Below are 22,785 nucleotides of genomic sequence, written 5' to 3'. Positions count from 1 at the left end.
GTCCGCGCCGCGCGATCTCAGCCGCGGCGGGCGCCGGCCAGGATCACTCGGATCTGGTCCTTGGACCGGGCCTGCAGAGCCTCGAGGCTCCAGCCCAGGAAGATCGCTTCCGGATAGTTGGCGAGATAGGCGTCGAACAGCATGTCGCCGCGCAGCTTGACCTCGGCCTCCTGGGACAGCTCGCCCCGCTCCACGCCCAGCTGCACTTGCTCGGTGATCAGCTCGCGCAGGGCCTTGGCGGCGGCGCTGAAGCGCAGTTCCACCCCTTCCTCGGGCGACCAGGACACGCTGAAGGCGGCGCGGGCCAAGGGCAGCTGGCCCTTGTAGAAACTGTAGCCGACCGTGAAGGCCCGCATCAGGGCGTCCTCCACCGTCTTGCCGCGGTTGGCCGCGTCGCGCATGGCCTCGGCCAGGGTGACCATGTCGGTGAACATGATCTCGCGGAACAGGTCGGACTTGTCGGTGAAGTTGGCGAACACCGCGCCCGTGGACATGCCGGCGGCGGCGGCGATGTCGCGGATGGTCGCGCCCTCATAGCCGGATTCCGAGAACAGCTTGCGCGCGGCGGCCAGCACCTTGGCGCGGGTCTGCTGCTTGGCCAGGGCGCGGCGGGTCGGCACGCGCACAGTGGGTTCGAACTCACCCTTCAGGGCGCCGGAAACGTGTTTCATCAGACCTCGAGCCTCTCGCAAATCGCGTTCGCCCGCCTTGGGATCTCTACGCAACGGGTATCCAAAATTCCTTGGCCGACCTCCGACCAGCGGAGCTCCGCGCCCATAAAATCAAATAAATCAATGCGCGCTGGCCGGAGCCACCGGGAGCCAATCAGGGTCGTCATAAGCTCGTCCTAAGAGTAGAACGTGTTCACCGAACATGTCCATTACCGGGATCTGGCGATCACGATCAGCGAACGTGTTAGGTGGAAAGCCTTGTGACGGGCTTGCCCCGAGGAAGCAAGGGCGAACTTTCCGCGACGGGATGCCGCAGGCGGACAGGTTTTCCAGTCAAACCAAGCAGATTTCGGAAATTCGGCCACCAGTGTCGGGCGAACACCAATCAGTGAGCATGCTCGTGGAACGCCGGGCGACCTGGTTCGCCAGGGGTATGGCGCGGCCTCGAGCGGACGCCTAAATTGGCGGGATGGAACACCTGTTCAACATCCTGATTCCCGTCGCCCTCGCCGGCGTCGTCCTTTCGCTGGGCTTTGGCCTCTACGCCCTGTTCCGCGGAGGCGACTTCGGGCGATCCTACTCGAACAAGCTCATGCGGCTGCGGGTGGTCATGCAGGCCATCGCGGTGGCCTTGCTGGTGGCTGGGGCCTGGTGGCGGCACCAGGGCTGACCGTGGTCACCCTCAATCGCATCTATACCCGCACCGGCGACGCCGGCATGACGCGCTTGGCGACCGGCGCCGAGGTGAGCAAGTCCGACGCCCGGGTCGCGACCTATGGCGAGGTGGACGAGGCGAACGCCTGTCTGGGCCTGGCGCGGCTGCACACCGCCGGCCAGCCGCTGGATGCGATGCTGGCCCGGATTCAGAACGAACTGTTCGACCTGGGGGCGGATCTGGCGACCCCGGCGAAACCCGACGAGGCCGAGGGTTCGGTGCTGCGCATCCTGGACAGCCAGGTGGCGCGGCTGGAGGCCGAGATCGACGCGCTCAACGCCGCGCTGCCGCCGCTCCAATCCTTTGTCCTGCCGGGCGGAACTCCAGCGGCCGCGGCCCTGCATCTGGCCCGGACCGTGGCCCGGCGCGCCGAGCGTGCGGCGGTGGCCCTGGCGGCCTCGGGCGAGCCGGTGAGCGCGCCCGCCCTGCGCTATCTCAACCGCTTGTCGGACTTCCTGTTTGTCGCCGCCCGCACAGCCAATGACGGCGGCGCGGCCGAGGTTTTCTGGAAGTCCGGGGCGACGCGTTAGGGTTTGACCGCCTCAGGCGCCGCCTTGCTGGCGGCGGCCTTCTGGCTGGCCGCATGATCCTTGGCGGCGGCGCGCGCCTCCGGCGTATCGATCACCCGCCCGGTGATGTCCGAGATCAGGACGGGACGGGCGCAGGCGCGACCGCGCCAGTCCCACCAGTTGCCGGCTTCCTCGCAGCGCTTGCCCGGATTGATCCAGACGATCTGGACCACGACGATGAGGGCGACGACGCCCGCAAAGGCGATCAGGAACAGGCGGGCGAGGCGGGGGATGACCGGGTTCATCGAAGACCAATCTGCTGTGGCGGCCAGTCCCCTATCGGGGCCTTGCGTCCAAAATGCGGGCGGCGCCGTACGTTCCCAAGCTTGCAAAGCTCGTCGGAAACGTTATGCCGCAGCCGTTCAGTTTTTTCCGCAATGCAATTTGAGGCGCTAGCGAAGCCATGAAGGTGCTCGTCCCCGTAAAGCGGGTGATCGACTACAACGTCAAGGCCCGGGTTAAGCCGGACCAATCCGGCGTGGACCTCGCCAATGTGAAGATGTCCATGAACCCCTTCTGCGAGATCGCGGTCGAAGAGGCCGTCCGTCTTAAGGAAAAGGGCGTCGCCACCGAGGTGGTCGCCGTGTCGATCGGCCCGGCCCAGGCCCAGGAAACCCTGCGCACCGCCCTCGCCATGGGCGCGGACCGCGCGATCCTGGTCCAGACCGACCAGGATCTCGAACCCCTGGCCGTGGCCAAGGTGCTCAAGGCCGTGATCGGCGAAGAGTCGCCGAACGTGGTCGTGATGGGCAAGCAGGCCATCGACGGCGACAACAACGCCACCGGCCAGATGCTGGCGGCCCTGCTCGACTGGCCGCAGGCGACCTTCGCCAACACGGTTGAGCTGTCGGCCGACAAGGCCAAGGTCGGCCGCGAAGTCGACGGCGGCATCCAGACGATCGAAGTGGCCCTGCCCGCGATCATCACCGCCGACCTGCGCCTGAACGAGCCGCGCTATGCGTCTCTGCCGAACATCATGAAGGCCAAGAAGAAGCCGCTCGACGTGAAGGAGCTCGGTTCGCTGGGCGTCGACGTCGCGCCGCGTCTGAAGGTGGTCAAGGTCACCGAGCCGGCCAAGCGCAGCGCCGGCATCAAGGTCGAGACCGCCGCTGACCTGGTCTCCAACCTCAAGACCGCTGGGGTGCTCTAATGGCTGTTCTCGTCATCGCCGATCACGACAACGCGTCGCTGAAGGACAACACCCACAAGACCGTCACCGCCGCCCTCGCCGTCTCCGGCGATGTGGACGTGCTGGTGGCCGGCAAGGACGCCAAGGCCGCGGCTGACGCCGCCGCCAAGATCGCCGGCGTGCGCAAGGTTCTGCTGGCCGACAGCGACGCCCTGGGCCAAGGCCTGGCCGAAGCCGTCACCGACCTGGCGGTTTCCCTGGCCGGCGGCTACGACGCGATCCTGACCCCGGCCACCTCGCAGGGGAAGAACTTCAGCCCCCGCATCGCGGCCAAGCTGGACGTCGCCCAGATCTCGGAAATCATCGAGGTCGTGGACGCTTCCACCTTCGTGCGTCCGATCTACGCCGGCAACGCGCTGGAGACCGTGCAGTCCTCGGACTCCAAGAAGGTCATCACCGTGCGTCCGACCGCCTTCAAGGCGGCGGGTGAAGGCGGCTCGGCCTCGGTCGAATCCGTCGGCGCCGGCGCCGGCGCGCCCAAGACCACCTTCGTCGACCAGCAGCTGGTGAAGTCGGCGCGTCCGGAACTGACCGGCGCGAAGATCGTCGTCTCCGGCGGTCGCGCCATGGGCTCGGCCGAAGAGTTCCAGCGCGTGATCGAGCCCCTGGCTGACAAGCTGGGCGCAGCCGTGGGCGCCAGCCGCGCCGCCGTCGACGCCGGCTACGCCCCGAACGACTACCAGGTCGGCCAGACCGGCAAGGTCGTCGCCCCGGAACTGTACGTGGCCATCGGCATCTCGGGCGCCATCCAGCACCTGGCCGGGATGAAGGACTCCAAGGTCATCGTCGCGATCAACAAGGACGGCGACGCGCCGATCTTCCAGGTCGCCGACTTCGGCCTGGTGGCGGACTACAAGGCCGCCGTGCCGGAACTGATGGACGCCCTGACCGCCGCCGGCAAGTAAGCCGACCGGCCCTTCACGGGTCCCAAGGATCAGGGGCGGCGCCGCAAGGCCCGCCCCTTTTTCATGGGTCGAGACACAGCCCTGGATTGAAACCGAGGCCCCGGCGCCACAGCAAGGTGGGGCGGCTACGCTGCGTCGCAGCAAAAGGCTTGGCGGCGGCTCGCAAGGCCATGTTAGAAAGCGCGCCACATCTGCGGTGGCCGGGGGGCGCCGCGCAAAGTTTTGAGGCTTTGTCGAAATGGCGGAAATCAAGTCGGTCGGCGTCATCGGCGCGGGTCAGATGGGAGCGGGCATCGCCCATGTCTGCGCGCTGGGCGGATATGACGTGCTGTTGCACGACGTCAGCGAAGACCGCATTTCGCTGGGCTTCGGCCAGATCAAGCACAACCTGACCCGCCAGGTCGTCCGGGGGATCATCACCCAGGACGAGATGGACGCGGCGACCAACCGGCTCAAGGCCGCCCCCGAGCTGCAGATGATCGGGGCCACCGACATCGCCATCGAGGCCGCGACCGAGAACGAAGAGGTCAAGAAGTCGATCTTCAAGGCGCTCACGCCGCACCTCTCGGCCAACACCATCCTGGCCTCGAACACCTCGTCGATCTCGATCACCCGCCTGGCCTCGGCCTCGGACCGGCCCGAGCGGTTCATCGGCCTGCACTTCATGAACCCGGTGCCGCTGATGAAGCTCGTGGAGATCATCCGCGGCATCGCCACCGGCGCGGACACCTACGAGACCGCCGTCAACTTCGCCAGGTCGCTGGGCAAGACCACCGCCAACGCCGAGGACTTCCCGGCCTTCATCGTCAACCGGATCCTGGTGCCGATGATCAACGAGGCGATCTACACCCTGTATGAGGGCGTCGGCACGGTGGACGCCATCGACACGGCCCTGAAGCTGGGCGCCAACCACCCGATGGGGCCGCTGGAACTGGGCGACTTCATCGGCCTGGACACCGTCCTGTCGATCATGAACGTGCTCTATGAGGGCCTGGCCGATTCCAAGTACCGGCCCTGCCCGCTCTTGGTGAAGTACGTCGAGGCCGGCTGGCTGGGCCGCAAGTCCGGCCGCGGCTTCTACGACTACCGCGGCGACACCCCGGTTCCGACGCGCTGATCCGCCTCGGCTCATCCCCGCCTGCTCGGGGATGAGCGGTAGTTGTGGGCGTATTGCCCATGGCCAACTCTCTGCGACTGTTAATCATTCGACTTGATGGGCTTGCCCAGCCGATACTGCTGGCGATTCGAACCGGCGGAACGATGCGTCGTCTGACCCTGCCCCTGCTGTCGGCCAGCTATCTCAGCCTGGCCCTGATCCTGGCCCTGTCGCTGTGGCGCAACGGGGGCGGATGGGGCGCGGGCGTGGCCGGGCTCGTAGGCATGCTGGCCCTGTGCTTCACCTTCCACGGCCTGATCGGCCGGGCGCTGGAGACCGAAGGGCTGCGCAAGGAGATCGACCAGATCCGCCAGGCCCACCGCATCATGCTGGGCCAGATGGAGAAGCTGGACGCCCGTATCTCCGAGATCGTCTCCACCGTCGCCGACGATGCGCTCCGCCGCAGCGAGGAGCTGTCGGGCGAAGTGCAGATGCTGGAGGACCTGGTCCAGCGGATGAGCCAGCGGCTGGAGGAGCGCATGAGCGCCCCGCCGGTCCATGCCGCCACGCCGGCCGGCCGCCATTCCGCCGCCCTGCTCGAGACCGTGCGCGAGGCCCTGGCCGACAACCGCGTCGACCTCTACCTGCAGCCCATCGTCGGCCTGCCCCAGCGCCGGACGGTCTTCTACGAGAGCTTCTCGCGCCTGCGCGATGAGACCGGCCGGGTGATGATGCCAGCCGAGTACCTGTCGGTCGCCGAGCCGGAAGGCCTGGTCACCGCCATCGACAACCTGCTGCTGTTCCGCTGCGTGCAGATCGTGCGCCGTCTGGCCAAGACCGACCGCAAGGTCGGGATCTTCTGCAACGTCTCCTCGGCCAGCCTGGCGGACGAGACCTTCTTCCCGCAGTTCCTAGACCTGTTGGCCGCCAACCGCGACCTGGCCGGCGCCCTGATCTTCGAACTCGGCCAGGCGGCCTTCGACTCCCGCGGCGCTGTCGAGGCCCGGAACATGGCCAAGCTGGCCGACCTCGGCTTCCGCTTCAGCCTCGACAAGGTCGTGGACCTGGACATCGACTTCCAGGACCTGGCCCGCTCGGACGTGAAGTTCCTGAAGATCGGCGCCCAGTTCCTGCTGGAGCAGCTGCAGGACACCGACGAGGGCCTGGTGCTGCGCTCCATCCCGGACCTGGCGGCCCAGGACTTCTCGTCGCTCACCCGCCGCTACGGCGTGGAGATCATCGCCGAGAAGGTCGAGGCCGAGCGTCAGATCGTCGACATCCTGGAGCTCGATATCCAGTACGGCCAGGGTCACCTGTTCGGCGAGCCCCGCGCCATCCGCGACCAGCTGCTGGCCGAGACCGATCCGCCGGCCGAGTTCCTGCGCACCAACCTGCGGACCAATATCCGCCGCCGCTCTCGGATGGTCGGCTGAAGCCCGACCATTGACCAGGCGAGCGCGGGCCTTTAGCGCCTCGGCCTATGAGCAAGCCCCTACTCCTCTCCGGCCTGTCCGACCTGGTCGGGCGCTATGATGTGATCCTCTCCGACGTCTGGGGGGTGATCCACAATGGCCGCGAGAGCTTCCCGCCGGCCACCGGGGCGCTTGCCCGCTGGCGGGCCGAGGTGGGCCCCGTGGTGCTGATCTCCAACGCGCCGCGCCCTTCGGCCGCCGTGCACAGCCAGCTCGACGATCTGAAGGTGCCTCGGGACAGCTGGTCGGTGTTCGTCAGCTCCGGCGACGCCACCCGGCTGCTGCTCAGCGCTCGCGCGCCCGGCCCGGCCTGGACCATCGGCCCGGACCGCGACGCCCCGCTCTATGAAGGCCTGGACCTGACCTTCACCACCACGCCCGACGATGCGGCCTTCATCTCGGTCACCGGTCCCTATGACGACGAGACCGAGACCGCCGAGGACTATCGCGGCCGCTTCGAGGCGGCGCTTACCCGCAAGCTGCCGCTGATCTGCGCCAATCCGGACCTGGTGGTGCAGCGGGGCGACCGGCTGATCCCCTGCGGCGGGGCGCTGGCCCAGCTCTACGCCCAGATGGGCGGCGAGGTGATCATGGCCGGCAAGCCCTTCGCCCCCATCTACGGCCTGTGCCTGGGCGAGGCCGAGGCCCTGCTGGGCCGGAAGATCGACCGGTCGCGGGTGCTGTGCATCGGCGACGGCCTGCCCACCGACGTGAAGGGCGCCAACGACCAGGGGCTGGACATCCTGTTCGTCGCCAGCGGCATCCACGGGGCCGAGACCATCGGCGCCGATGGCCTGGACGCCGAAGCCGTCGAGCGGCTGCTGGCCGCCCAGGGCCTGAGGGCCACCTACGCCATCGCCGACCTGGTCTGGTAGGCTAGCGCTTTCGCTCCAGTCGGTCCGGCAGGCCCGGCGGCAGGGTCTTCATGTCGCCGTCCAGGATGCGCAGCGCCTCATCCTGGCCGACCCGCAGGAAGGCGCGACGGCCCTCAGGCTTGTCGGGATCGAGTTGATAGACGGTGGCGTCGGGGTCGGAGGCGTCCCCGCGCAGGGTGGTCCAGTCGCCGGTCGTCACCATCGGCCCGCCGCGTTCCAGATAGGTCTCGGTCAGGCGATAGGTCCCCTCGGCCCAGCCCTCACCCTTGGGTGTCAGGACCAGTTCGGTCTTCAGCCCCGGACAGTCCGCGCAGGGCAGCACGCCCTCGAAGGTGAGCACGCCTGAGATCTCGGCGGGCTTTGCGGCCGCCGGCGCGGGCGGCGGCTTGGCGGGGGCCGCCGGTTGCGAACAGGCGCTCAACAGCGCCAATCCCAGGACCAAGGCCAAAGGGCGCATTTCAATCTCCACGGGACGCGACGGGCCTCGCCACACTGCCGGGGCGATCCCATCTCGTCCAGAAGGCTTCGCTTAGGCCGCGCGGGGGGTTAAGGAGAGCCCGCACAGATGAGAGGGGCGCCGGTGCAGGGACTGTTCTTCGAGGATTTGCAGGTCGGTCAGACGGCCGAGACCACGCGCCTGGTCACGGCCGAGGTCATCGAGGCGTTCGCCGCCGTATCGGGGGACGCGAACCCCGTCCACCTGGACGAGGCCTATGCCCAGACCACGCCGTTCGGCGGCCGGATCGCCCACGGCATGCTGTCGGCCGCCTATATCTCCGCGGTCATCGGCATGCAGCTGCCGGGGCCGGGCGCCATCTACCTGTCCCAGAGCCTGCGCTTCCGCCGGCCGGTGAAGATCGGCGACGAGGTGGCGGTGCGGGTCGAAATCACCGCCCTGGAGGACAAGCGCGGCCAGGCGACCATCGCCACGGTCTGCACGGTCGCCGGCAAGACCGTGGTGGACGGCGAGGCGGTGATCATGGTTCCGCGCAAGCCGGGCGGAGACGCTTGAGCCCCATGCGTATTGTCCGCAGTTGGAAGGGCCTGTCGGAGGCCGACCGCGGCGCCGCCGTCGCCCTGGGCAATTTCGACGGCGTGCATCGCGGCCACCAGCAGGTGATCGCCGAGGCCGCCCGCGCGGCCATGACCACGGGCGCGCCGCTCGGGGTCATCAGCTTCGATCCCCATCCGCGCCGGATCTTCCAGCCCCAGGCGCCGGCCTTCAGCCTGATGACGCCGGACCAGCAGGCCCGCGCCCTGGAGGCCCTGGGCGTTGACCTGTTCTACATCCTGCCCTTCGACGAGGAGATGGTGAACCTGACCGACCGGCAGTTCGCCGAGCAGGTCCTGCACCAGGGGCTGGGGATCCGTCACGTCGCGGTCGGCTTCGACATCTCCTTCGGCAAGGGCCGCACCGGCAGCCCGGAGATCATGCGCGCCTATGGGGCGGAGATGGGCTTCACCGTCTCCGTGGCCGAAGCCGTCAGCGACGGGGCGGCCAAGTTCTCCTCCACGGGCGTGCGCGAGGCCCTGCGCAGCGGCCGGCCGGACGTCGCCGCCCAGATCCTGGGCCGGCCCTTCGCCATCGAAGGCGTGGTGGAGCATGGCCGCCAGCTCGGCCGCCAGCTCGGCTTTCCCACCGCCAATGTCGCCCTGGGCGACTATGTGACCCCGCGGTTCGGCGTCTACGCCACCCGCACCCGCCTGCCCGACGGCCGCGAGATCGCCGGCGTGGCCAATATCGGGGTCAATCCCACCGTCACCGGGGTGATCGCGCCCCGGCTGGAAGTCTGGCTCTTTGACTTCGACGAGGACATCTACGACCAGGTCATCGAGACCGACCTGATCCAGTTCCTGCGCGACGAGCAAAAGTTTGTTAACCTTGAGGTCATGACCGAGCAGGTGATGGCCGACGCCCGGAAGGCGCGAGAGCTGCTCCTGCCCGACTTCTGAAGGGGATGGGCTGTCCCGTGCCGATCAAGGGACTGAAATACGCGACCTTCGCCACCGCGCGCCGCCGGCGCCGGCGGCTTCCGCCATCCTTCGCCTTCCCGGCGGCCAAGGCCGGCCAGGCCACCTTCGCCTGGTCCGACACCCAGGTGATCACCCAGGCCGCGCCCCTGACCCCGCCCTCTGACGGGGCCCTGCTGGACGCCTATTCCAAGGCCGTGGTCGACGCCGTCGACCGGGTCGGCCCCGCCGTGGTGCGGGTGCATCCCTGGACCGGACCCTATGGGGCCGAGGGCGTCGGTTCCGGGATCATCCTGGCGCCCGACGGCCTGGTCCTGACCAACAGCCATGTGGTGCGCGGCGCCAACCAGGCCGAGGTGGTGGCCTTGGACGGCCGCTCGCTCAGCGCCCGGGTGATCGGCGATGATCCCGACACCGACCTCGCCCTGCTGCGCATCGACCAGCAGGTCAGCCTGCCCAGCGCCCGGCTGGGCGACTCCAAGGCCCTGCGGCGGGGCCAGCTGGTCATCGCCATCGGCGCGCCGCTGGGCTTCGAGGCTACGGTGACCGCGGGCGTGGTCTCGGCCATGGGCCGGTCCCTGCGCGGCGAGCGCGGCCGGCTGATCGAGGACCTGATCCAGACCGACGCGGCCCTCAATCCCGGCTCCTCCGGCGGCCCGCTGGTCAATGCGGCCGGCGAGGTCGTGGGCGTGGCCACCGCCGTGATCTCCGGCGCCCAAGGCCTGTGCTTCGCCGTCGCCTCCAACACCGCCGCCCTGGTGGTCGGCGAACTGGTCAAGCATGGCCGGGTGCGGCGCGGCTCCATCGGCATCGTCGCCCAGCAGGCGCCGATCCCCCGCGACCTGGCCCGCGCCGTGGGCCTGGAGCAGCTGTTCGGGGTCTGGATCACGACGCTCGATCCGAACGGCCCGGCGGCCAAGGCCGGCCTGGCCCCCGGCGACCTGCTGATCGCCGCCGACGGTCAGACCCTGACCGGCCTGGACGACCTGCTGCGGGTGCTCGACACCCAGTCCATCGGCAAGCCCACCGACGTCGCCGTCATCCGCCAGGGCCGCCGCATGACCCTGACCGTCACGCCAAGGGAACGGCGGCGGTAGGGACGCTAGCCGCCTGGCGGCTGGAACAGTTCGATCAGGTTGCCGGAGGGGTCCTTGAGCAGGATCTGTTGGCCGCCATTGCCCTGCACGATCTCATTGCGGAACGACGCGCCGGCCGCCTTCAGGCGCTGCACCTCGGCGGCCAGGTCGGAGACCACCAGCTGAAAGCGGTTCCAGCCGCCGGGCGCCGGCGTCTCGCCATCCGGCATGGCCGCGCCCGCCCCGCCGGCGCCTGGCCGGTTGAGCATCAGCTTCAGTACGCCGCGGCTCAGCATGGCGAAGGCGCCTGGAGCCTGGAAGTCCACGGCAAAGCCCAGCAGGTCCCGGTAGAATGCGGCGGCGGCGTCCACATCGGCCACGATGTAGCGGATGCTTACAGTCTCCATGGGGCGTCCTCCCTGATCGCCCTCGGATGGGGCGTTGGGGGCGAGCCTATTCCCGGATTGCGGATTTGGCACCCGATTGACGGCTTCCCAATCCGCTCATCCCGGCGAATGCCGGGATCCAGATGACAAAGCTCAGCGCCATACGATCTGGGCCCCGGCATTCGCCGGGGTGAGCGGGGATAGGAGCGGAACATCCCATAAGGGTTGGGTTCCAGGCCCGCCTCTGCTACAGCCCCAGCCATGACCTCGGTTCGGATGAACGCGCGAATTAGCCGCCCGGCGTGACGCCGCCGGACGCGCGCACGCCGGGAAGCCTTCCCGCCCCCTGATCCGAACCTCCTTGGAAAGTCCCATGGCCGACGACGCCTCTGCGCGCGACTATCGCGAAACTGTCTTTCTTCCCGACACCCCGTTCCCCATGCGGGCCGGTCTGCCCCAGAAGGAGCCGGAGATCCTGGCCCGCTGGGCCGAGGCCGATCTCTATAACGCCATCCGCGCCAAGCGGCAGGCGGCGGGCGCCCCGCTCTATGTGCTGCACGACGGCCCGCCCTATGCGAACGGCGCCATCCACATCGGCCACGCCCTGCAGAAAACCCTGAAGGACTTCGTGGTCCGCTCGCGCTTCGCCCTGGGCTACGACGTCGACTACGTGCCCGGCTGGGACTGCCACGGCCTGCCCATCGAGTGGAAGATCGAGGAAGAGCTGCGCGCCCAAGGCCGCCGCAAGGACGAGGTCTCCAAGGCCGAGTTCCGCGAAAAGTGCCGCGCCTACGCCGCCCAGTGGATCGATGTGCAGCGCGACGGCTTCAAGCGCCTGGGCGTGCTGGGCGACTGGGAAAACCGCTACGCGACCATGGACTTCGGCTCCGAGGCCGCCATCGTCGCCGAGTTCCACAAGTTCGTGGTCTCCGGCCAGCTCTATCGCGGCTCCAAGCCGGTGATGTGGAGCCCGGTGGAGCGCACGGCGCTTGCCGACGCCGAGGTCGAGTATCACGACCACGTCTCGCCGACGATCTGGGTGAAGTTCCCGGTGGTCGAAGGCTCCGACGCCGCGCAAGGCGCCAGCGTGGTGATCTGGACCACCACGCCTTGGACCATCCCGGCCAACCGGGCGGTCAGCTACAATCCCGACATCGCCTATGGCGTCTATCAGGTCGAGGCGATGGAGAGCGGGCTCGAGTTCGAGCCCTGGGCCAAGCCGGGCGACAAGCTGATCGTGGCCGACAAGCTGGCCGGCGACGTCGCCAAGGCCGCCAAGATCGAAAGCTGGAAGCGCCTGGAGTCCGTCGACTGCCAGGGCATGGTGTGCGCCCATCCGCTGGCCGCCCTGCATGAGCACTACGGCTTCGCCGTGCCGATGCTGTCGGGCGACCACGTGACCGACGACGCCGGCACCGGCTTTGTCCACACCGCGCCCGGCCACGGCGCAGACGACTACCTGGTCTGGCTGGCCCACGGCCATCGCGAGATCCCCGAGACCGTCGATCCGGACGGCGCCTATTACCCGCAGGTGGCCCTGTTCGCCGGCCTGAAGGTGCTGGAGACCGAGGGCAAGAAGGTCGGTAAGTTCGGCCCCGCCAACGGCGCGGTGATGGAAAAGCTGATCGAGGCCGGGAACCTGCTCGCGCGCGGCCGGCTGGAGCACTCCTATCCGCACTCCTGGCGCTCCAAGGCGCCGGTGATCTTCCGCAATACGCCGCAGTGGTTCATCCGCATGGACGAGCCGATCAGCACGCCGGAAGCCGGCGGGCGGACCCTGCGCGAGATCGCCCTGCAGTCCATCGCCGCCACCGCCTTCCACCCCGAGACCGGTCGCAACCGCATCCGCGCCATGGTCGAGAGCCGCCCGGACTGGCTGATCAGCCGCCAGCGCGCCTGGGGCGCGCCGCTGGCCATGTTCATCGACAAGGAGACCGGCCAGCCGCTGGTCGATCCGGAGATCAACGCCCGCATCGTCGCCGCCATCGCGGCCGAGGGCGCCGACGCCTGGTTCACCCGGCCGGTCACCGACTTCCTGGGCGGCCATGACCCGGCCCGCTACGAGAAGGTCGAGGACATCCTCGACGTCTGGTTCGATTCAGGCTCGACCCACGCCTTCACGCTTGAGAACCGCGAGCACACCCGCTGGCCCGCCGACCTCTATCTGGAAGGCTCTGACCAGCATCGCGGCTGGTTCCAGTCCTCGCTGCTGGAAAGCTCCGGCACCCGCGGCCGCGCGCCTTACGACGCGGTGCTCACCCATGGCTTCACCATGGATGAGAACGGCGAGAAGATGTCCAAGTCCAAGGGCAACACCGTCGATCCGCACCAGGTGATCAAGGATAGCGGCGCCGAGATCATCCGCCTGTGGGCGGCGCTGTGCGACTATTCGGACGACCAGCGGATCGGCAAGACGATCCTGGCCACCACCTCGGACGCCTATCGCAAGCTGCGCAACACCGTGCGCTACCTGCTGGGCGCCCTGGCGGGCTTCTCCGACGCCGAGCGCGTGCCCTATCACAACATGCCGCCGCTCGAGCGCTACATCCTGCACCGTCTTCGGGAGCTGGATCAGCAGGTGCGCGCGGCCTACGACGCCTACCTGTTCCAGGACGTGGCCCGGCCGATCCTGGAGTTCTGCCAGACCGAGCTGTCGGCCCTGTTCTTCGACGTTCGCCGTGACGCCCTCTATTGCGACCAACCCGAGAGCCTCCGCCGCCGGGCCGCGCGCACGGTGATGGACCTGGTGTTCGAGCGCCTGACCATCTGGCTCTCGCCGCTCACCCCGTTCACCATGGAAGAGGCCTGGTCGACCCGGTTCCCGGACGCCGGCTCCAACAGCCTGCGGGTCTTCCCCTCGACGCCCGAGGAATGGCTGGCCCCGGCCGAGGCCGAGCGCTGGGCCAAGGTCCAGGCCGTGACCTCGGTGGTCACCGGCGCCCTGGAGATCGAGCGCCGCGAAAAGCGGATGGGCGGGGCGCTGGAAGCCGCGCCGGTGGTGCACATCGCCGATGCTGACCTGCTGGCCGCCTTCGAGGGTCTGGACGCCGCCGAGGTGTTCCGGACCAGCCAGGCGACCCTGGTCGCCGGCGAAGCGCCCGCGGACGCTTTCCGCCTGGCCGAAGTGGCGGGCGTGGCCGTCGAGCCCAAGAAGGCCGAGGGCCAGAAGTGCGCCCGCTCCTGGCGCATCCTGCCCGAGGTCGGCTCGGATCCGCGCTATCCGGACCTGTCCCTGCGCGACGCCGAGGCCGTCGCGGCCTGGGACAGAACCCATGGCTGAATCGGTCAGCAAGCTCGGCAAGATCGCCTACGGCCTCGCAGCCGGGGTGATCGTGCTCGACCAAGCCGTGAAGGCCTGGATCCTTGAGGGCCTGAACCTGCCGCTGCGCTTCTCCGTGCCGGTGGCGGGTCCCCTGCGCCTGACCATGGTCTGGAACGAGGGCGTCAGCTTCGGCCTCCTGAAGGCCAACCACGACATTGTCCGCTGGGGCCTGGTGGCCTTTTCGGTGGTGGTCGCGGGCCTCTTGATCGGCTGGGCGCGCAAGGCTGACCGGAGCTGGATGGGCGTGGGCCTGGGCCTGGTGATCGGCGGGGCTATCGGCAACGCCATCGACCGCGCACGGTTCGGGGCGGTGGTCGACTTCATCGACGTGACCAAGCTCGGCTTCTTCCCCTGGGTGTTCAACATCGCCGACAGCGCCATCACCATCGGCGTCATCTGCCTGCTGCTGGATTCCGCCCGCAAGGACCCGTCGCCGGAAGCCTAACCCCGTCGCCAGGCGCTGGGGGAGACCCCTGCCCGGCGGGTGAAGAAGCGCGTGAACACCGCCGGCTCGGCGAAGCCCAGGGCGTCGGAGATCTCGGCCAGGGACAGGGCGGTCTGGCGCATCAGCCGCCGGGCCAGCGCCTCGCGCGCGGCGTCCAGAATGGCTGAGAAGCTGGTCCCCTCCGCCGCCAGCCGCCGTTGAAAGCTGCGCAGGGGCGTCCCCAGGTCCGCCGCCACCTCGGCCGCCGTACAGGCCCCGCTGGTCAGGCCCCGCCAGACCCGATCCCGCACCAGGCCCGCCAGGCCGTCGCCCCGCGCGCGGCTGGACAGCTGGGCGAACAGTTCGCGGTTGAGGGCTAGGTTCGCCTGGGCGACGGGCGCGTCCAGCAGGGCGGGGCGCACGACGATCACCTGCATCTCCTGGCCGAACAGCACCGGCGCCCCGAAGAACCGGCTGTAGGGGGCGGGATCGGCCGGCGCCTTGCGCACCAGATAGACCGCCTCCGGCGCCCAGTCGGCGCGGGTCAGCTGGCGGATCAGGCCCACCGCCGCGCCCGCCAGGTGGTCGGCCTGCTGGTCCAGGGCCGGCGGATCGGCGGTGACCACCTGGCCCACCAGCAGGGCCTCAGGCCCCCGCCGCTCCACATAGCCGCGCACTCCGCCCGAGAAGCTGCGCGGCAGCATCTCGAACAGCTGGGTCACCGCCTCGCCCACCGTGGGCGCCGAGCCCACCAGGGACGCCAGGCCGCCCAGGGTCTCCAGGCTGCGCCGGCGGGCCAGCAGCAGGCCGATCTCCTCACGACCCGTGAGCCGCGCCGCCAGGCCCAGGGCCTGCTGGAAGGCGCCCGGGGGCGGCGGGCCTTCTGGGAGGTTCAGGGACGTCAGCAGGTCCCCGCCGCCGAGTTCGGCGACGAGATCTTGCAGTCCGGTCAGGCCGGGATGGGTCACATTCTACTCCGCTCATTCCCGCGCAGGCGGGGATGAGCGGTGGGGGCGTGGCGCGCAAAGTCAAGCGTGCGCCCTTCGACCGGCCTAGCTTCCCCTCAACAACCGGAGGAAACCGCCATGTCCGCCCGCCGCCTCGCCGCCGTCCTGATGGCCGCCACCAGCCTGGCCGCCGCCGTCCCCGCCACGGCCCAGCCGCTGTCCAGCTTCTCCATGACCTCGCCCACCCAGGACGCCCTGGCCCGCGAGGCCTACGCCTATTCCGCGGCGATGGAGGCCTATGTCTTCCTGTTTCCGCTGACCATGACCGAGCGCGAGCGGGTCCGTCGCGAGCGCCTGACCGGTCCCGTGCCCAACGAGCCGGCCGCCCCCATCAACCAGCTGGGCCACATGACCAAGCTGGCCACCGCCAAGGGCGACATCCCGTACAGCCCCAACAACGACACGGTCTATACGGGCCTGGGCCTGGACCTGACGAACGGCCCCATCATCCTGCACATGCCGGAGATCACCGACCGCTACGCCTCGGTCCAGGTGGCGGACGCCTATATCGAGAACCTGCCCTACCTCTATTCCAGCCGCATCAATGGCGGGAAGGCGATCAATATCGGCTTCGTCGGCCCGAACTGGACCGGCAAGCTGCCCAAGGGCGTCGTCCTGGCGCGGATGAACACCAACACCACCTCGGTCGCCATCCGCGTGGCGGTGAAGGACGAGGCGGACCTGGCCAAGGTGCTGGCCTACCAGCAGCAGATGTCGGTGACGGCGCTCGCCGACTGGCATGGCGGCCCCAGCGCGACCCCGCCCAAGCCGCCGGCCCCCAAGGCCCGCACCGCCTATAGCGGCGACTTCTCCTATTTCCGCCGGGTGGCCGACCTGATGGCCGACAATCCGCCGCCCGCGAAACATGCGGCCATGGTCTCGATGATGCGCCGCATCGGCCTGGTTCCCGGCAAGCCCTTCAACCCCGACAGCCTGGACGAGGCGACCCGCGCGGGCGTTCTGCGAGCCGAGAAGGACGGCCCCTTCGTCATCAACAACATCCGCCGCGCGCGCGGGGTGAAGACCGCCACCGGCTGGACCGCCAACCGCGGCGGATCGGACACGCTCGACTTCGACTACGCCACCCGGGCGGGCAACGCCCTGGTCGGGCTGATGGGCAATGACCCGGAAGAAGCCATCTATTTCAATAACTTCTTCGACTCTAACGGCCAGCCCCTGCACGGCGGCCAGGCCTATCGCCTGCACTTCACCGCCGACCAGCTGCCCAAGACCGGCAAGCAGGGCTTCTGGTCGCTGACCATGTACGACTCCCTGCGCTTCCAGTTCATCGACAACCCGATCAACCGTTATGAGCTGGGCAGCCGCCACGACCTGAAGCGCAACGCCGACGGCTCGGTGGACGTTCTGGTCCAGCCGACGGCGCCCGGCGGCGACCTCGACCGCAACTGGCTGCCCTCGCCCAAGGCCGGCGACTTCAAGCTCACCATCCGCATCTACGACCCGACACCGGCCCTGGTGGCGGCCTATAAGACCTCGAACCTGCTGATGCCGGTGATCACGCCCGCGAAGTAGTTCCGCCCCGCCCTCGCCATGATCGGACCCTAAAGCGCGTTGGCGGGCTCGCGCGTTTGCGCTATCTGATCTGTCCTTCCTGGCCGGGGCGGCCCTACGGAGCGAAGTTGTTCATGCGTCTGAACCGAGTGATCATCGCGACCGCCCTGATCGGGGCCGTGGGCCTGGGCGGCTGTCAGTCCACCCGTAAGGCCCTGGGCATGACCAAGGTCACCCCGGACGAGTTCCGCGTGGTGGCCAAGGCCCCGCTGGTGGTGCCGCCGGACTACTCCCTGCGCCCGCCGGCGCCTGGCGAGCCGCGGCCCCAGGAGCTGCAGCCCGAGAGCGCCGCCCGCGCCGCCCTGCTGGGCGCCCGCGAGGCCCAGGACCGCACCGACGGCGAGAAGCTGTTCGTGGCCAAGGCCGGCGCCGAGAAGGCCGATCCGCTGATCCGTTTCGTGGTCGACGACGAGAACGGCGACCTGGCCCACAAGGACAAGTCCTGGGCTGACAAGGTGATGTTCTGGAAGCCGGGTCAGCCGAAGTCCGTGGCCGCCGCCGCCAACGAGGGCGACGCCCCCGCGCCGGTGGACGCCGCCGCCGAGGACGCCAAGATCAAGGCCGTGACCGGCGACAAGCCGGTGATCATCGCCCGCACCAAGCCCACCCGGTTCAAGCTGCCGGGGCTCTGATGCGGGCCTACCGCTACCTGACCGGCCCGGACGACAAGTCCTTCTGCCACCGCGTCACCGCGGCCCTGAACAAGGGCTGGGAGCTCTATGGCGCCCCGACCCTGACCTTCGATCCGACCCAGAACCGCGTGGTCTGTGGCCAGGCCATCGTGAAGACGGTGGACGGGGTGGACTACGATCCCGAGATGAGCCTCTCGGAGCTCTGACGGCCACTTGGTGTCATCCCGGTTTCGGCGCAGCCGAGGACCGGGACCCATAGACTCAGATTTTTCCGGATTGCCCCGCGCATATGGGTCCCGGACAAGCGCTCCGCGCTTTCCGGGATGACATCCTATGGGCCATCCGTTCGCCTAGGATTCCCCCGGCGTCTTGATCACAAAGCCCTGCGCCCTCAGCCGGTCCAGGACGCCGCCTTGCGACAACAGGGGCCGCAGGGGAATCACCGCCACCGCGTGGCCCGGCGTCTTCAGCGCCTGGGCGATGGCGGCGGCCTCGTCGGCCTTGATGCGGGCGTCGAGATCCGAGGCGCCCGGCGCCGAATTCAGGCACTTCTCATAGCCCCGCTCGCCGTCGAGCGCCGCGCGGACGTCGCCATCGGCCCAGGCTTGGGTGGCGGCGCGGGCCTTGGCCGAGCCGGCCTCCACCTCGTCCAGGGCGTCATCCAGGCAGGCGGCCTGGGCCTGGGCGCTGGTCCTCAGGGTCGCCCCCAGGATCGGCCCCAGCGGATAGACCTTGGTCACCGTCTTGATCTTCCGGGCCTTGGCCATCCGCGCCACGGTCTTGGCCGGCTCGGCGGCGCTGATGTGGGCGTGATCGCGATAGTCGGCGACCAGCAAGATGCCCGCGGCCAGGCCGTTCTTGAGGGCGTAGCGCTTGGCCGGCTGGCCCACGGCCTCGCGGGCGGCGACGAACCGGGCCTTCAGCGCCGGCGCGAGGGTGTCTTCGATGGGCGCCTTGGCCTTGAGCCGGGCGATATCGATCAGCACGCCGGCCGCGCCGAACACGCCGACACCGACATTGTTGAACGGCAGGATCACCTGGTTGGCGCCGGCCAGCCGCCGTTCCAGCACCGCGTCGTCCCAGGCCATGCCCTTGACCATGCCGGACGGCGCGCCCAGCACATAGACCGTGGTGTCGCCATCGGACACCCGCCACCAGGCCGGCCCGCGCTCGCGCGCCGTGACCACCAGCTCCTCGACCAGCACCGCGTCAGGGTCGCTGGACGGCGGCGCAGGGGTCTGGGCGGCGGACGGCGCCGCCATCAGGAGTGCGGCCGTAAGGCCTGAGAGAACTTGCTTCATATGACACCGTCCGGGCGCCCCCCCGGAATCGTCCTATATTGATCAGCTGGAGCTCTGTTGACCATGCCGATCCGCCGCCTGCCCCCTGAAACCGTCAACCGCATCGCCGCCGGCGAGGTGGTGGAGCGGCCTGCGAGCGCGGTGAAGGAGCTGGTGGAGAACGCCCTCGACGCCGGCGCGACCCAGGTCGAGGTCCAGGTGGACGGCGGCGGCCTGACCCGCATCCTGGTGGCCGACGACGGCGGCGGCCTGACCGCCGAGGAGCTGCCCGTCGCCATCGAGCGCCACGCCACCTCCAAGCTCGCCCCGGACGACGCCGGTGACTACGACCTCTTGCACATCCTGACCCTCGGCTTCCGGGGCGAGGCCCTGCCCTCCATCGGCTCGGTGGCGCGGCTGTCGATCAGCTCGCGGGCCAGGGGTCAGGCCGACGCCCACGCGATCCTGGTCGAGGGCGGCGCGGTCGGCGCGGTCTCGCCCTCGGCCTTTCCGGGGCCGCACGGGGCGCGGGTCGAGGTGCGCGACCTGTTCTACGCCACGCCCGCCCGGCTGAAGTTCATGAAGTCCGAGCGGACCGAGGCCATGGCCATCGCCGAGGAGCTGAAGCGCCAGGCCATGGCGCACGAGGCTGTGGGCTTTTCCCTGGACATCGACGGCCGCCGCACCCTGCGCCTGCCGGCGGAGAAGCCCGGCCCCGAGGGGCGGCTCGCGCGCCTGGCCCAGATCATGGGCCGGGAGTTCCAGGACAATGCGCTGGCCATCGACTACGAGCGCGACGGGGTCCGGCTGACCGGCTTTGCGGGACTGCCCACCTACAATCGCGGCAACTCGGCCCACCAGTACCTGTTCGTGAACGGCCGCCCGGTGCGCGACCGCCTGCTGCAGGGCGCCCTGCGGGGCGCCTATGCCGACTTCCTGGCCCGCGACCGCCACCCGCTGGTGGCGCTCTATCTCGAGCTCGATCCGTCCTACGTCGATGTGAACGTCCACCCGGCCAAGGCCGAGGTGCGGTTCCGCGACCCGGCCCTGGTGCGCGGCCTGATCGTCGGCGGCCTGCGCCACGCCTTGGCCGGCGCCGGGCACCGGGCCTCCACCACCGTCGCCGCCGATGCGCTGAGCGGGCTGACGCCCCAGGTCGCGCCGCCCCCGCGCGGCTATGCGCCGGCCTATGTGCCGCCGCCGTCGGCCCAAGGGTTCTCGGCCTGGAAGATGGGCGGCTGGGACCGCTCCGCCGTCGCCGCCGTCGCCCAGGCCCTGCCGGGCCTGACCGAGGTCTCGGCCCGCGCCGACTACAGTGAAGCCGCCCCGCCGCCCGGCGTCGCCGAGGCGCCGCAGGCGGTGTTCGATCCCATCGACTATCCGCTCGGCGCCGCCCGTGGCCAGGTGCACGAGACCTATATCGTCGCCCAGACCCGCGACGGCATGGTCATCGTCGACCAGCACGCCGCCCACGAACGCCTGGTCTATGAGCGGATGAAGACCGAGATGGCGGCCGGCGGCGTCGCCCGCCAGGCCCTGCTGCTGCCCGAGGTCGTCGAGCTCGACCCGGCAGAGGCCGAGCGGGTCGCGGCCCGCGCCGACGAACTGGAGGCCCTGGGTCTGGTGGTCGAAGCCTTCGGGCCAGGCGCCATCCTGGTCCGCGAGACCCCGGCCCTCTTGGGCGAGACAGACGTCGCCGGCCTGGTCCGCGACATCGCCGACGACCTGGCGGAGAACGGCCAGGCCCTGGCGCTCAAGGAGCGGCTGGAAGAGGTCTGCGGGACCATGGCCTGCCACGGCTCGGTGCGGGCTGGCCGACGGCTCACCGCGCCGGAAATGAACGCCCTGCTGCGACAGATGGAGGCGACGCCCCATTCCGGCCAATGCAACCACGGCCGGCCCACCTATGTGGAGCTGAAGCTCGCCGATATCGAGCGGCTGTTCGGGCGCAGGTAGAGAGTTCTACTTCCAGTCCAGGTCCATGCGCTGACCGGCGATGATCACGCCTTTTAGGCGCGGCTTGCCGTCCTTGCCCACTGAGAGCACACCAATCGCCGCGCCAGGCTCGCGGCCGCGCAGGGCCGCCTCGACGGCCTCGGCCCGCTTCTGGTCGGCGTGGAAACGGCGGACGCCGAGATCGAGGGCTACGCGGCCCGGACCCTTCAGGTCGCTGGTGTCGCGCCAGCACGACGCCTTGCCCTTGGCGACGATGGGGCCGAGCCGCGCGGCGCTCGCACGGTCAGCCGCGAATCCGGTCACCCGCGCCGTGACCGGGCCGGGCGTAAAGGCGATCCAGCCGGGCTTGTCCTCCGGCCCCAGGCCCGTCGGACACGCGGCGCCGAGCGGCAGGGCCTGGCCGAAGTCGAGGGCGGCGTAGTGGCCGGTCAGGAGGTCGCGGGGGTCCAGCGCCTGCATCGTCAAGCGAAGTTCGGTCCCCTGAGTCCGGGCCGCGGTCTCGCGCACCACCAGGCCGACCAGCAGGGCGACCAGCAGCAGGGCCACGGCGCCGATGCGGACAGGATAGCTCATGCCTTGGTCCTCCGACCCAGGAGGAAGCCGCCGACCAGGGCCGCGACCGCCACGGCGGCGAACACGCCCGCCGCCGCCATCAGTCCCATGCCCAGGTCATTGAGGATCACCGCCATGGCCGCGGCCATCGACACCACGCCCGCCGCGGTCACCGCCGGCTTGCGGTCGTTGAGCCCCAGGGCGACCACCGCCCCGGAGATCGCCAGCCAGGGAACCCGGTGCAGCAGGGCCGGATAGGTGCGGTCATCGAAGCCCACCGCGGCGAAGAACACCAGGGCCGCCCAGACCGACCAGCCATAGACGATCCCCGCTATCGCCTCGTCGCCGTCTGCATGGCGACGGGCGCCGGCGGCCAATAGGGCCAACGCCACCGCGCCCGCCAGGACCTGGAGATTGTAGGGCCAGGCGAGATGCAGCCAGCCGAGCAGCAGGGCCACGGCGATCGGCAGGGCGATGGCGGCTCCGTGCGCCAGGGGCTTGGACCGCCAGCGCTGCGCCAGGACCAGGGCCGTCGGCGCGGCCAGGATCAGCCAGGATGGGCCGCGCTCGCCGTTGAACCAGCTGGTGTCGCCGAGCGCCAGGAACACCAGGCCGGCCACCGCCGCCCCGCTGGAGCGGCCGGCGAGCGCCAACAGGAAGGCGGCCAGGCCCGCGCCGCGCAGGGCCGCCACCGGATCGCCGGTCAGGTCGAAAATCTGGCCGGTCAGGCCGATGGCGGCGGCGAACACCAGGCTCGCCACCAGCATCGCGATATTGCGCGCCACGGGCCGGCCCTCGCCCGCCCAGGCCCCGCCCGCGCAGGCGGCGAGGAACAGGGTCAGGATCAGGCCGAACCGCGGGATACGCGGAATGCCGTTCCAGTTGGCGGCTACGAAGGCGATCACCGCCACGCCGAGCAGCAGGCCGCCCACCGCGGCCAGGGCCTGGGAGGCCTCCAGTCGGCGCGGCTCAGCCACCCGCGCCAGGATCGCCTCCCGCGACGCCGCCGGCACCAGCCCCTCGGCGATCCAGGCCTCGAGGTCGTCCCGCAATCTGGCCTTGTAGCTCGCCATGCCAGCTCCTTCAGAGCGGGCAACATCGGCTGGACGCTCAAT

Annotated in this window: 24 protein-coding genes; 16 read left to right on the top strand and 8 right to left on the bottom strand. The window is 69.7% G+C overall.

What is annotated here, in order from left to right:
- Window positions 1-17: 17 nt before the first annotated feature.
- Window positions 18-671, bottom strand: a complete 654-nt coding sequence (locus tag ACFQ27_RS09940) for a TetR/AcrR family transcriptional regulator (RefSeq protein WP_377353478.1) — start codon at window positions 669-671, stop codon at window positions 18-20.
- Window positions 672-1,140: 469 nt separating this feature from the next.
- Here ACFQ27_RS09940 and ACFQ27_RS09935 point away from each other — a divergent pair, with 469 nt between their 5' ends.
- Both ACFQ27_RS09935 and ACFQ27_RS09930 read left to right on the top strand, forming a co-directional pair.
- A complete protein-coding gene (locus ACFQ27_RS09935; RefSeq protein ID WP_374346124.1) occupies window positions 1,141-1,341 on the top strand; it encodes a twin transmembrane helix small protein in 201 nt (66 codons plus the stop codon).
- A gap of 2 nt (window positions 1,342-1,343) precedes the next feature.
- Window positions 1,344-1,916, top strand: coding sequence for a cob(I)yrinic acid a,c-diamide adenosyltransferase (locus ACFQ27_RS09930; RefSeq protein WP_374346123.1), 573 nt, complete (start codon window positions 1,344-1,346; stop codon window positions 1,914-1,916).
- Here the strand turns inward: ACFQ27_RS09930 and ACFQ27_RS09925 are convergent.
- Window positions 1,913-2,200, bottom strand: a complete 288-nt coding sequence (locus ACFQ27_RS09925; protein ID WP_374346122.1) for a hypothetical protein — start codon at window positions 2,198-2,200, stop codon at window positions 1,913-1,915. The two genes, ACFQ27_RS09930 and ACFQ27_RS09925, sit on opposite strands and share 4 nt — an antisense overlap.
- 158 nt (window positions 2,201-2,358) lie before the next feature.
- Here ACFQ27_RS09925 and ACFQ27_RS09920 point away from each other — a divergent pair, with 158 nt between their 5' ends.
- From ACFQ27_RS09920 to ACFQ27_RS09900, 5 genes are all read left to right on the top strand, one after another.
- Window positions 2,359-3,105, top strand: a complete 747-nt coding sequence (locus ACFQ27_RS09920; RefSeq protein WP_374346121.1) for an electron transfer flavoprotein subunit beta/FixA family protein — start codon at window positions 2,359-2,361, stop codon at window positions 3,103-3,105.
- Window positions 3,105-4,049: an electron transfer flavoprotein subunit alpha/FixB family protein gene (locus ACFQ27_RS09915; RefSeq protein WP_377353477.1), complete on the top strand. Its 945-nt coding sequence runs from the start codon at window positions 3,105-3,107 to the stop codon at window positions 4,047-4,049. The genes ACFQ27_RS09920 and ACFQ27_RS09915 overlap by 1 nt, the downstream gene beginning before the upstream one ends.
- Window positions 4,050-4,287: 238 nt before the next feature.
- Complete coding sequence (locus ACFQ27_RS09910; protein WP_374346119.1) at window positions 4,288-5,166, top strand: 3-hydroxybutyryl-CoA dehydrogenase; 879 nt, start codon at window positions 4,288-4,290, stop codon at window positions 5,164-5,166.
- A gap of 143 nt (window positions 5,167-5,309) precedes the next feature.
- Complete coding sequence (gene tipF / locus ACFQ27_RS09905) at window positions 5,310-6,578, top strand: flagella assembly cyclic-di-GMP phosphodiesterase TipF (protein ID WP_377353476.1); 1,269 nt, start codon at window positions 5,310-5,312, stop codon at window positions 6,576-6,578.
- A gap of 47 nt (window positions 6,579-6,625) precedes the next feature.
- Window positions 6,626-7,492 carry a TIGR01459 family HAD-type hydrolase gene (locus ACFQ27_RS09900; protein ID WP_377353475.1) on the top strand — a complete coding sequence of 289 codons (867 nt, stop codon included), beginning with the start codon at window positions 6,626-6,628 and terminating at the stop codon, window positions 7,490-7,492.
- 1 nt (window position 7,493) lies between these two features.
- On the opposite strand, the gene ACFQ27_RS09895 is transcribed toward ACFQ27_RS09900, so the two are convergent.
- Window positions 7,494-7,949: a copper resistance protein NlpE N-terminal domain-containing protein gene (locus tag ACFQ27_RS09895; RefSeq protein ID WP_377353474.1), complete on the bottom strand. Its 456-nt coding sequence runs from the start codon at window positions 7,947-7,949 to the stop codon at window positions 7,494-7,496.
- Between the two features lie 108 nt (window positions 7,950-8,057).
- Between ACFQ27_RS09895 and ACFQ27_RS09890 the strand changes: the two genes are divergently transcribed.
- From ACFQ27_RS09890 to ACFQ27_RS09880, 3 genes are read left to right on the top strand one after another with little or no spacing between them, the layout of a single operon-like run.
- Window positions 8,058-8,504 (top strand): MaoC family dehydratase, encoded by a 447-nt coding sequence (locus tag ACFQ27_RS09890; RefSeq protein WP_449305008.1) that lies wholly within the window; start codon window positions 8,058-8,060, stop codon window positions 8,502-8,504.
- A gap of 5 nt (window positions 8,505-8,509) precedes the next feature.
- Window positions 8,510-9,445: a bifunctional riboflavin kinase/FAD synthetase gene (locus ACFQ27_RS09885; RefSeq protein WP_374346115.1), complete on the top strand. Its 936-nt coding sequence runs from the start codon at window positions 8,510-8,512 to the stop codon at window positions 9,443-9,445.
- Between the two features lie 17 nt (window positions 9,446-9,462).
- A complete protein-coding gene (locus tag ACFQ27_RS09880) occupies window positions 9,463-10,560 on the top strand; it encodes a S1C family serine protease (protein ID WP_377353473.1) in 1,098 nt (365 codons plus the stop codon).
- A gap of 5 nt (window positions 10,561-10,565) precedes the next feature.
- On the opposite strand, the gene ACFQ27_RS09875 is transcribed toward ACFQ27_RS09880, so the two are convergent.
- Window positions 10,566-10,946 carry a VOC family protein gene (locus tag ACFQ27_RS09875; RefSeq protein ID WP_377353472.1) on the bottom strand — a complete coding sequence of 127 codons (381 nt, stop codon included), beginning with the start codon at window positions 10,944-10,946 and terminating at the stop codon, window positions 10,566-10,568.
- Between the two features lie 352 nt (window positions 10,947-11,298).
- Between ACFQ27_RS09875 and ileS the strand changes: the two genes are divergently transcribed.
- Both ileS and lspA read left to right on the top strand, forming a co-directional pair.
- Window positions 11,299-14,205 (top strand): isoleucine--tRNA ligase, encoded by a 2,907-nt coding sequence (ileS, locus tag ACFQ27_RS09870; RefSeq protein ID WP_377353471.1) that lies wholly within the window; start codon window positions 11,299-11,301, stop codon window positions 14,203-14,205.
- A complete protein-coding gene (lspA, locus tag ACFQ27_RS09865) occupies window positions 14,198-14,692 on the top strand; it encodes a signal peptidase II (protein WP_377353470.1) in 495 nt (164 codons plus the stop codon). The genes ileS and lspA overlap by 8 nt, the downstream gene beginning before the upstream one ends.
- Here the strand turns inward: lspA and ACFQ27_RS09860 are convergent.
- Window positions 14,689-15,639 (bottom strand): AraC family transcriptional regulator, encoded by a 951-nt coding sequence (locus ACFQ27_RS09860; RefSeq protein WP_377353469.1) that lies wholly within the window; start codon window positions 15,637-15,639, stop codon window positions 14,689-14,691. The genes lspA and ACFQ27_RS09860 overlap by 4 nt on opposite strands.
- 117 nt (window positions 15,640-15,756) lie before the next feature.
- On the opposite strand from ACFQ27_RS09860, the gene ACFQ27_RS09855 reads away from it, so the two are divergent.
- The 3 genes from ACFQ27_RS09855 (at window position 15,757) to ACFQ27_RS09845 (ending at window position 18,088) form a co-directional block, all read left to right on the top strand.
- Window positions 15,757-17,211 carry a DUF1254 domain-containing protein gene (locus ACFQ27_RS09855; RefSeq protein WP_374346109.1) on the top strand — a complete coding sequence of 485 codons (1,455 nt, stop codon included), beginning with the start codon at window positions 15,757-15,759 and terminating at the stop codon, window positions 17,209-17,211.
- A 113-nt stretch (window positions 17,212-17,324) separates the two neighbouring features.
- The gene (locus ACFQ27_RS09850; protein WP_374346108.1) at window positions 17,325-17,882 is read left to right on the top strand and encodes a DUF3035 domain-containing protein; all 558 of its coding nucleotides are present in this window, start codon (window positions 17,325-17,327) and stop codon (window positions 17,880-17,882) included.
- Window positions 17,882-18,088, top strand: a complete 207-nt coding sequence (locus ACFQ27_RS09845) for a DUF1737 domain-containing protein (RefSeq protein WP_374346107.1) — start codon at window positions 17,882-17,884, stop codon at window positions 18,086-18,088. Before ACFQ27_RS09850 ends, ACFQ27_RS09845 begins: the two co-directional genes overlap by 1 nt.
- 144 nt (window positions 18,089-18,232) lie before the next feature.
- Here the strand turns inward: ACFQ27_RS09845 and ACFQ27_RS09840 are convergent, their stop codons facing one another.
- Window positions 18,233-19,183 carry a TraB/GumN family protein gene (locus ACFQ27_RS09840; RefSeq protein WP_377353468.1) on the bottom strand — a complete coding sequence of 317 codons (951 nt, stop codon included), beginning with the start codon at window positions 19,181-19,183 and terminating at the stop codon, window positions 18,233-18,235.
- Between the two features lie 63 nt (window positions 19,184-19,246).
- Here ACFQ27_RS09840 and mutL point away from each other — a divergent pair, with 63 nt between their 5' ends.
- Window positions 19,247-21,118: a DNA mismatch repair endonuclease MutL gene (gene mutL / locus ACFQ27_RS09835; protein WP_377353491.1), complete on the top strand. Its 1,872-nt coding sequence runs from the start codon at window positions 19,247-19,249 to the stop codon at window positions 21,116-21,118.
- 6 nt (window positions 21,119-21,124) lie between these two features.
- Here mutL and ACFQ27_RS09830 read toward each other — a convergent pair whose 3' ends face one another.
- Entirely contained in the window at window positions 21,125-21,691 is a 567-nt protein-coding gene (locus tag ACFQ27_RS09830; protein WP_377353467.1) for a GDYXXLXY domain-containing protein, read from the bottom strand.
- On the bottom strand, window positions 21,688-22,743 hold the full coding sequence (locus ACFQ27_RS09825) for a DUF2157 domain-containing protein (protein WP_377353466.1): 1,056 nt from the start codon (window positions 22,741-22,743) through the stop codon (window positions 21,688-21,690). Before ACFQ27_RS09825 ends, ACFQ27_RS09830 begins: the two co-directional genes overlap by 4 nt.
- Window positions 22,744-22,785 lie beyond the last annotated feature (42 nt).

The organism is Phenylobacterium conjunctum (assembly GCF_042679085.1).
GTDB classification, from domain to species: domain Bacteria; phylum Pseudomonadota; class Alphaproteobacteria; order Caulobacterales; family Caulobacteraceae; genus Phenylobacterium; species Phenylobacterium conjunctum.
The sequence above is the reverse complement of the archived record's forward strand: the minus strand, read 5'-3'. Positions and strand labels throughout refer to the sequence as shown.

Coding starts and splice junctions, on each gene's coding strand:
- ACFQ27_RS09940 (WP_377353478.1), bottom strand. CDS start 671: ATGAAACACGTTTCCGGCGCCCTGAAGGGTGAGTTCGAACCCACTGTG.
- ACFQ27_RS09935 (WP_374346124.1), top strand. CDS start 1,141: ATGGAACACCTGTTCAACATCCTGATTCCCGTCGCCCTCGCCGGCGTC.
- ACFQ27_RS09925 (WP_374346122.1), bottom strand. CDS start 2,200: ATGAACCCGGTCATCCCCCGCCTCGCCCGCCTGTTCCTGATCGCCTTT.
- ACFQ27_RS09920 (WP_374346121.1), top strand. CDS start 2,359: ATGAAGGTGCTCGTCCCCGTAAAGCGGGTGATCGACTACAACGTCAAG.
- ACFQ27_RS09915 (WP_377353477.1), top strand. CDS start 3,105: ATGGCTGTTCTCGTCATCGCCGATCACGACAACGCGTCGCTGAAGGAC.
- ACFQ27_RS09910 (WP_374346119.1), top strand. CDS start 4,288: ATGGCGGAAATCAAGTCGGTCGGCGTCATCGGCGCGGGTCAGATGGGA.
- tipF (WP_377353476.1), top strand. CDS start 5,310: ATGCGTCGTCTGACCCTGCCCCTGCTGTCGGCCAGCTATCTCAGCCTG.
- ACFQ27_RS09900 (WP_377353475.1), top strand. CDS start 6,626: ATGAGCAAGCCCCTACTCCTCTCCGGCCTGTCCGACCTGGTCGGGCGC.
- ACFQ27_RS09895 (WP_377353474.1), bottom strand. CDS start 7,949: ATGCGCCCTTTGGCCTTGGTCCTGGGATTGGCGCTGTTGAGCGCCTGT.
- ACFQ27_RS09890 (WP_449305008.1), top strand. CDS start 8,058: ATGAGAGGGGCGCCGGTGCAGGGACTGTTCTTCGAGGATTTGCAGGTC.
- ACFQ27_RS09885 (WP_374346115.1), top strand. CDS start 8,510: ATGCGTATTGTCCGCAGTTGGAAGGGCCTGTCGGAGGCCGACCGCGGC.
- ACFQ27_RS09875 (WP_377353472.1), bottom strand. CDS start 10,946: ATGGAGACTGTAAGCATCCGCTACATCGTGGCCGATGTGGACGCCGCC.
- ileS (WP_377353471.1), top strand. CDS start 11,299: ATGGCCGACGACGCCTCTGCGCGCGACTATCGCGAAACTGTCTTTCTT.
- lspA (WP_377353470.1), top strand. CDS start 14,198: ATGGCTGAATCGGTCAGCAAGCTCGGCAAGATCGCCTACGGCCTCGCA.
- ACFQ27_RS09855 (WP_374346109.1), top strand. CDS start 15,757: ATGTCCGCCCGCCGCCTCGCCGCCGTCCTGATGGCCGCCACCAGCCTG.
- ACFQ27_RS09850 (WP_374346108.1), top strand. CDS start 17,325: ATGCGTCTGAACCGAGTGATCATCGCGACCGCCCTGATCGGGGCCGTG.
- ACFQ27_RS09845 (WP_374346107.1), top strand. CDS start 17,882: ATGCGGGCCTACCGCTACCTGACCGGCCCGGACGACAAGTCCTTCTGC.
- ACFQ27_RS09840 (WP_377353468.1), bottom strand. CDS start 19,183: ATGAAGCAAGTTCTCTCAGGCCTTACGGCCGCACTCCTGATGGCGGCG.
- mutL (WP_377353491.1), top strand. CDS start 19,247: ATGCCGATCCGCCGCCTGCCCCCTGAAACCGTCAACCGCATCGCCGCC.
- ACFQ27_RS09830 (WP_377353467.1), bottom strand. CDS start 21,691: ATGAGCTATCCTGTCCGCATCGGCGCCGTGGCCCTGCTGCTGGTCGCC.
- ACFQ27_RS09825 (WP_377353466.1), bottom strand. CDS start 22,743: ATGGCGAGCTACAAGGCCAGATTGCGGGACGACCTCGAGGCCTGGATC.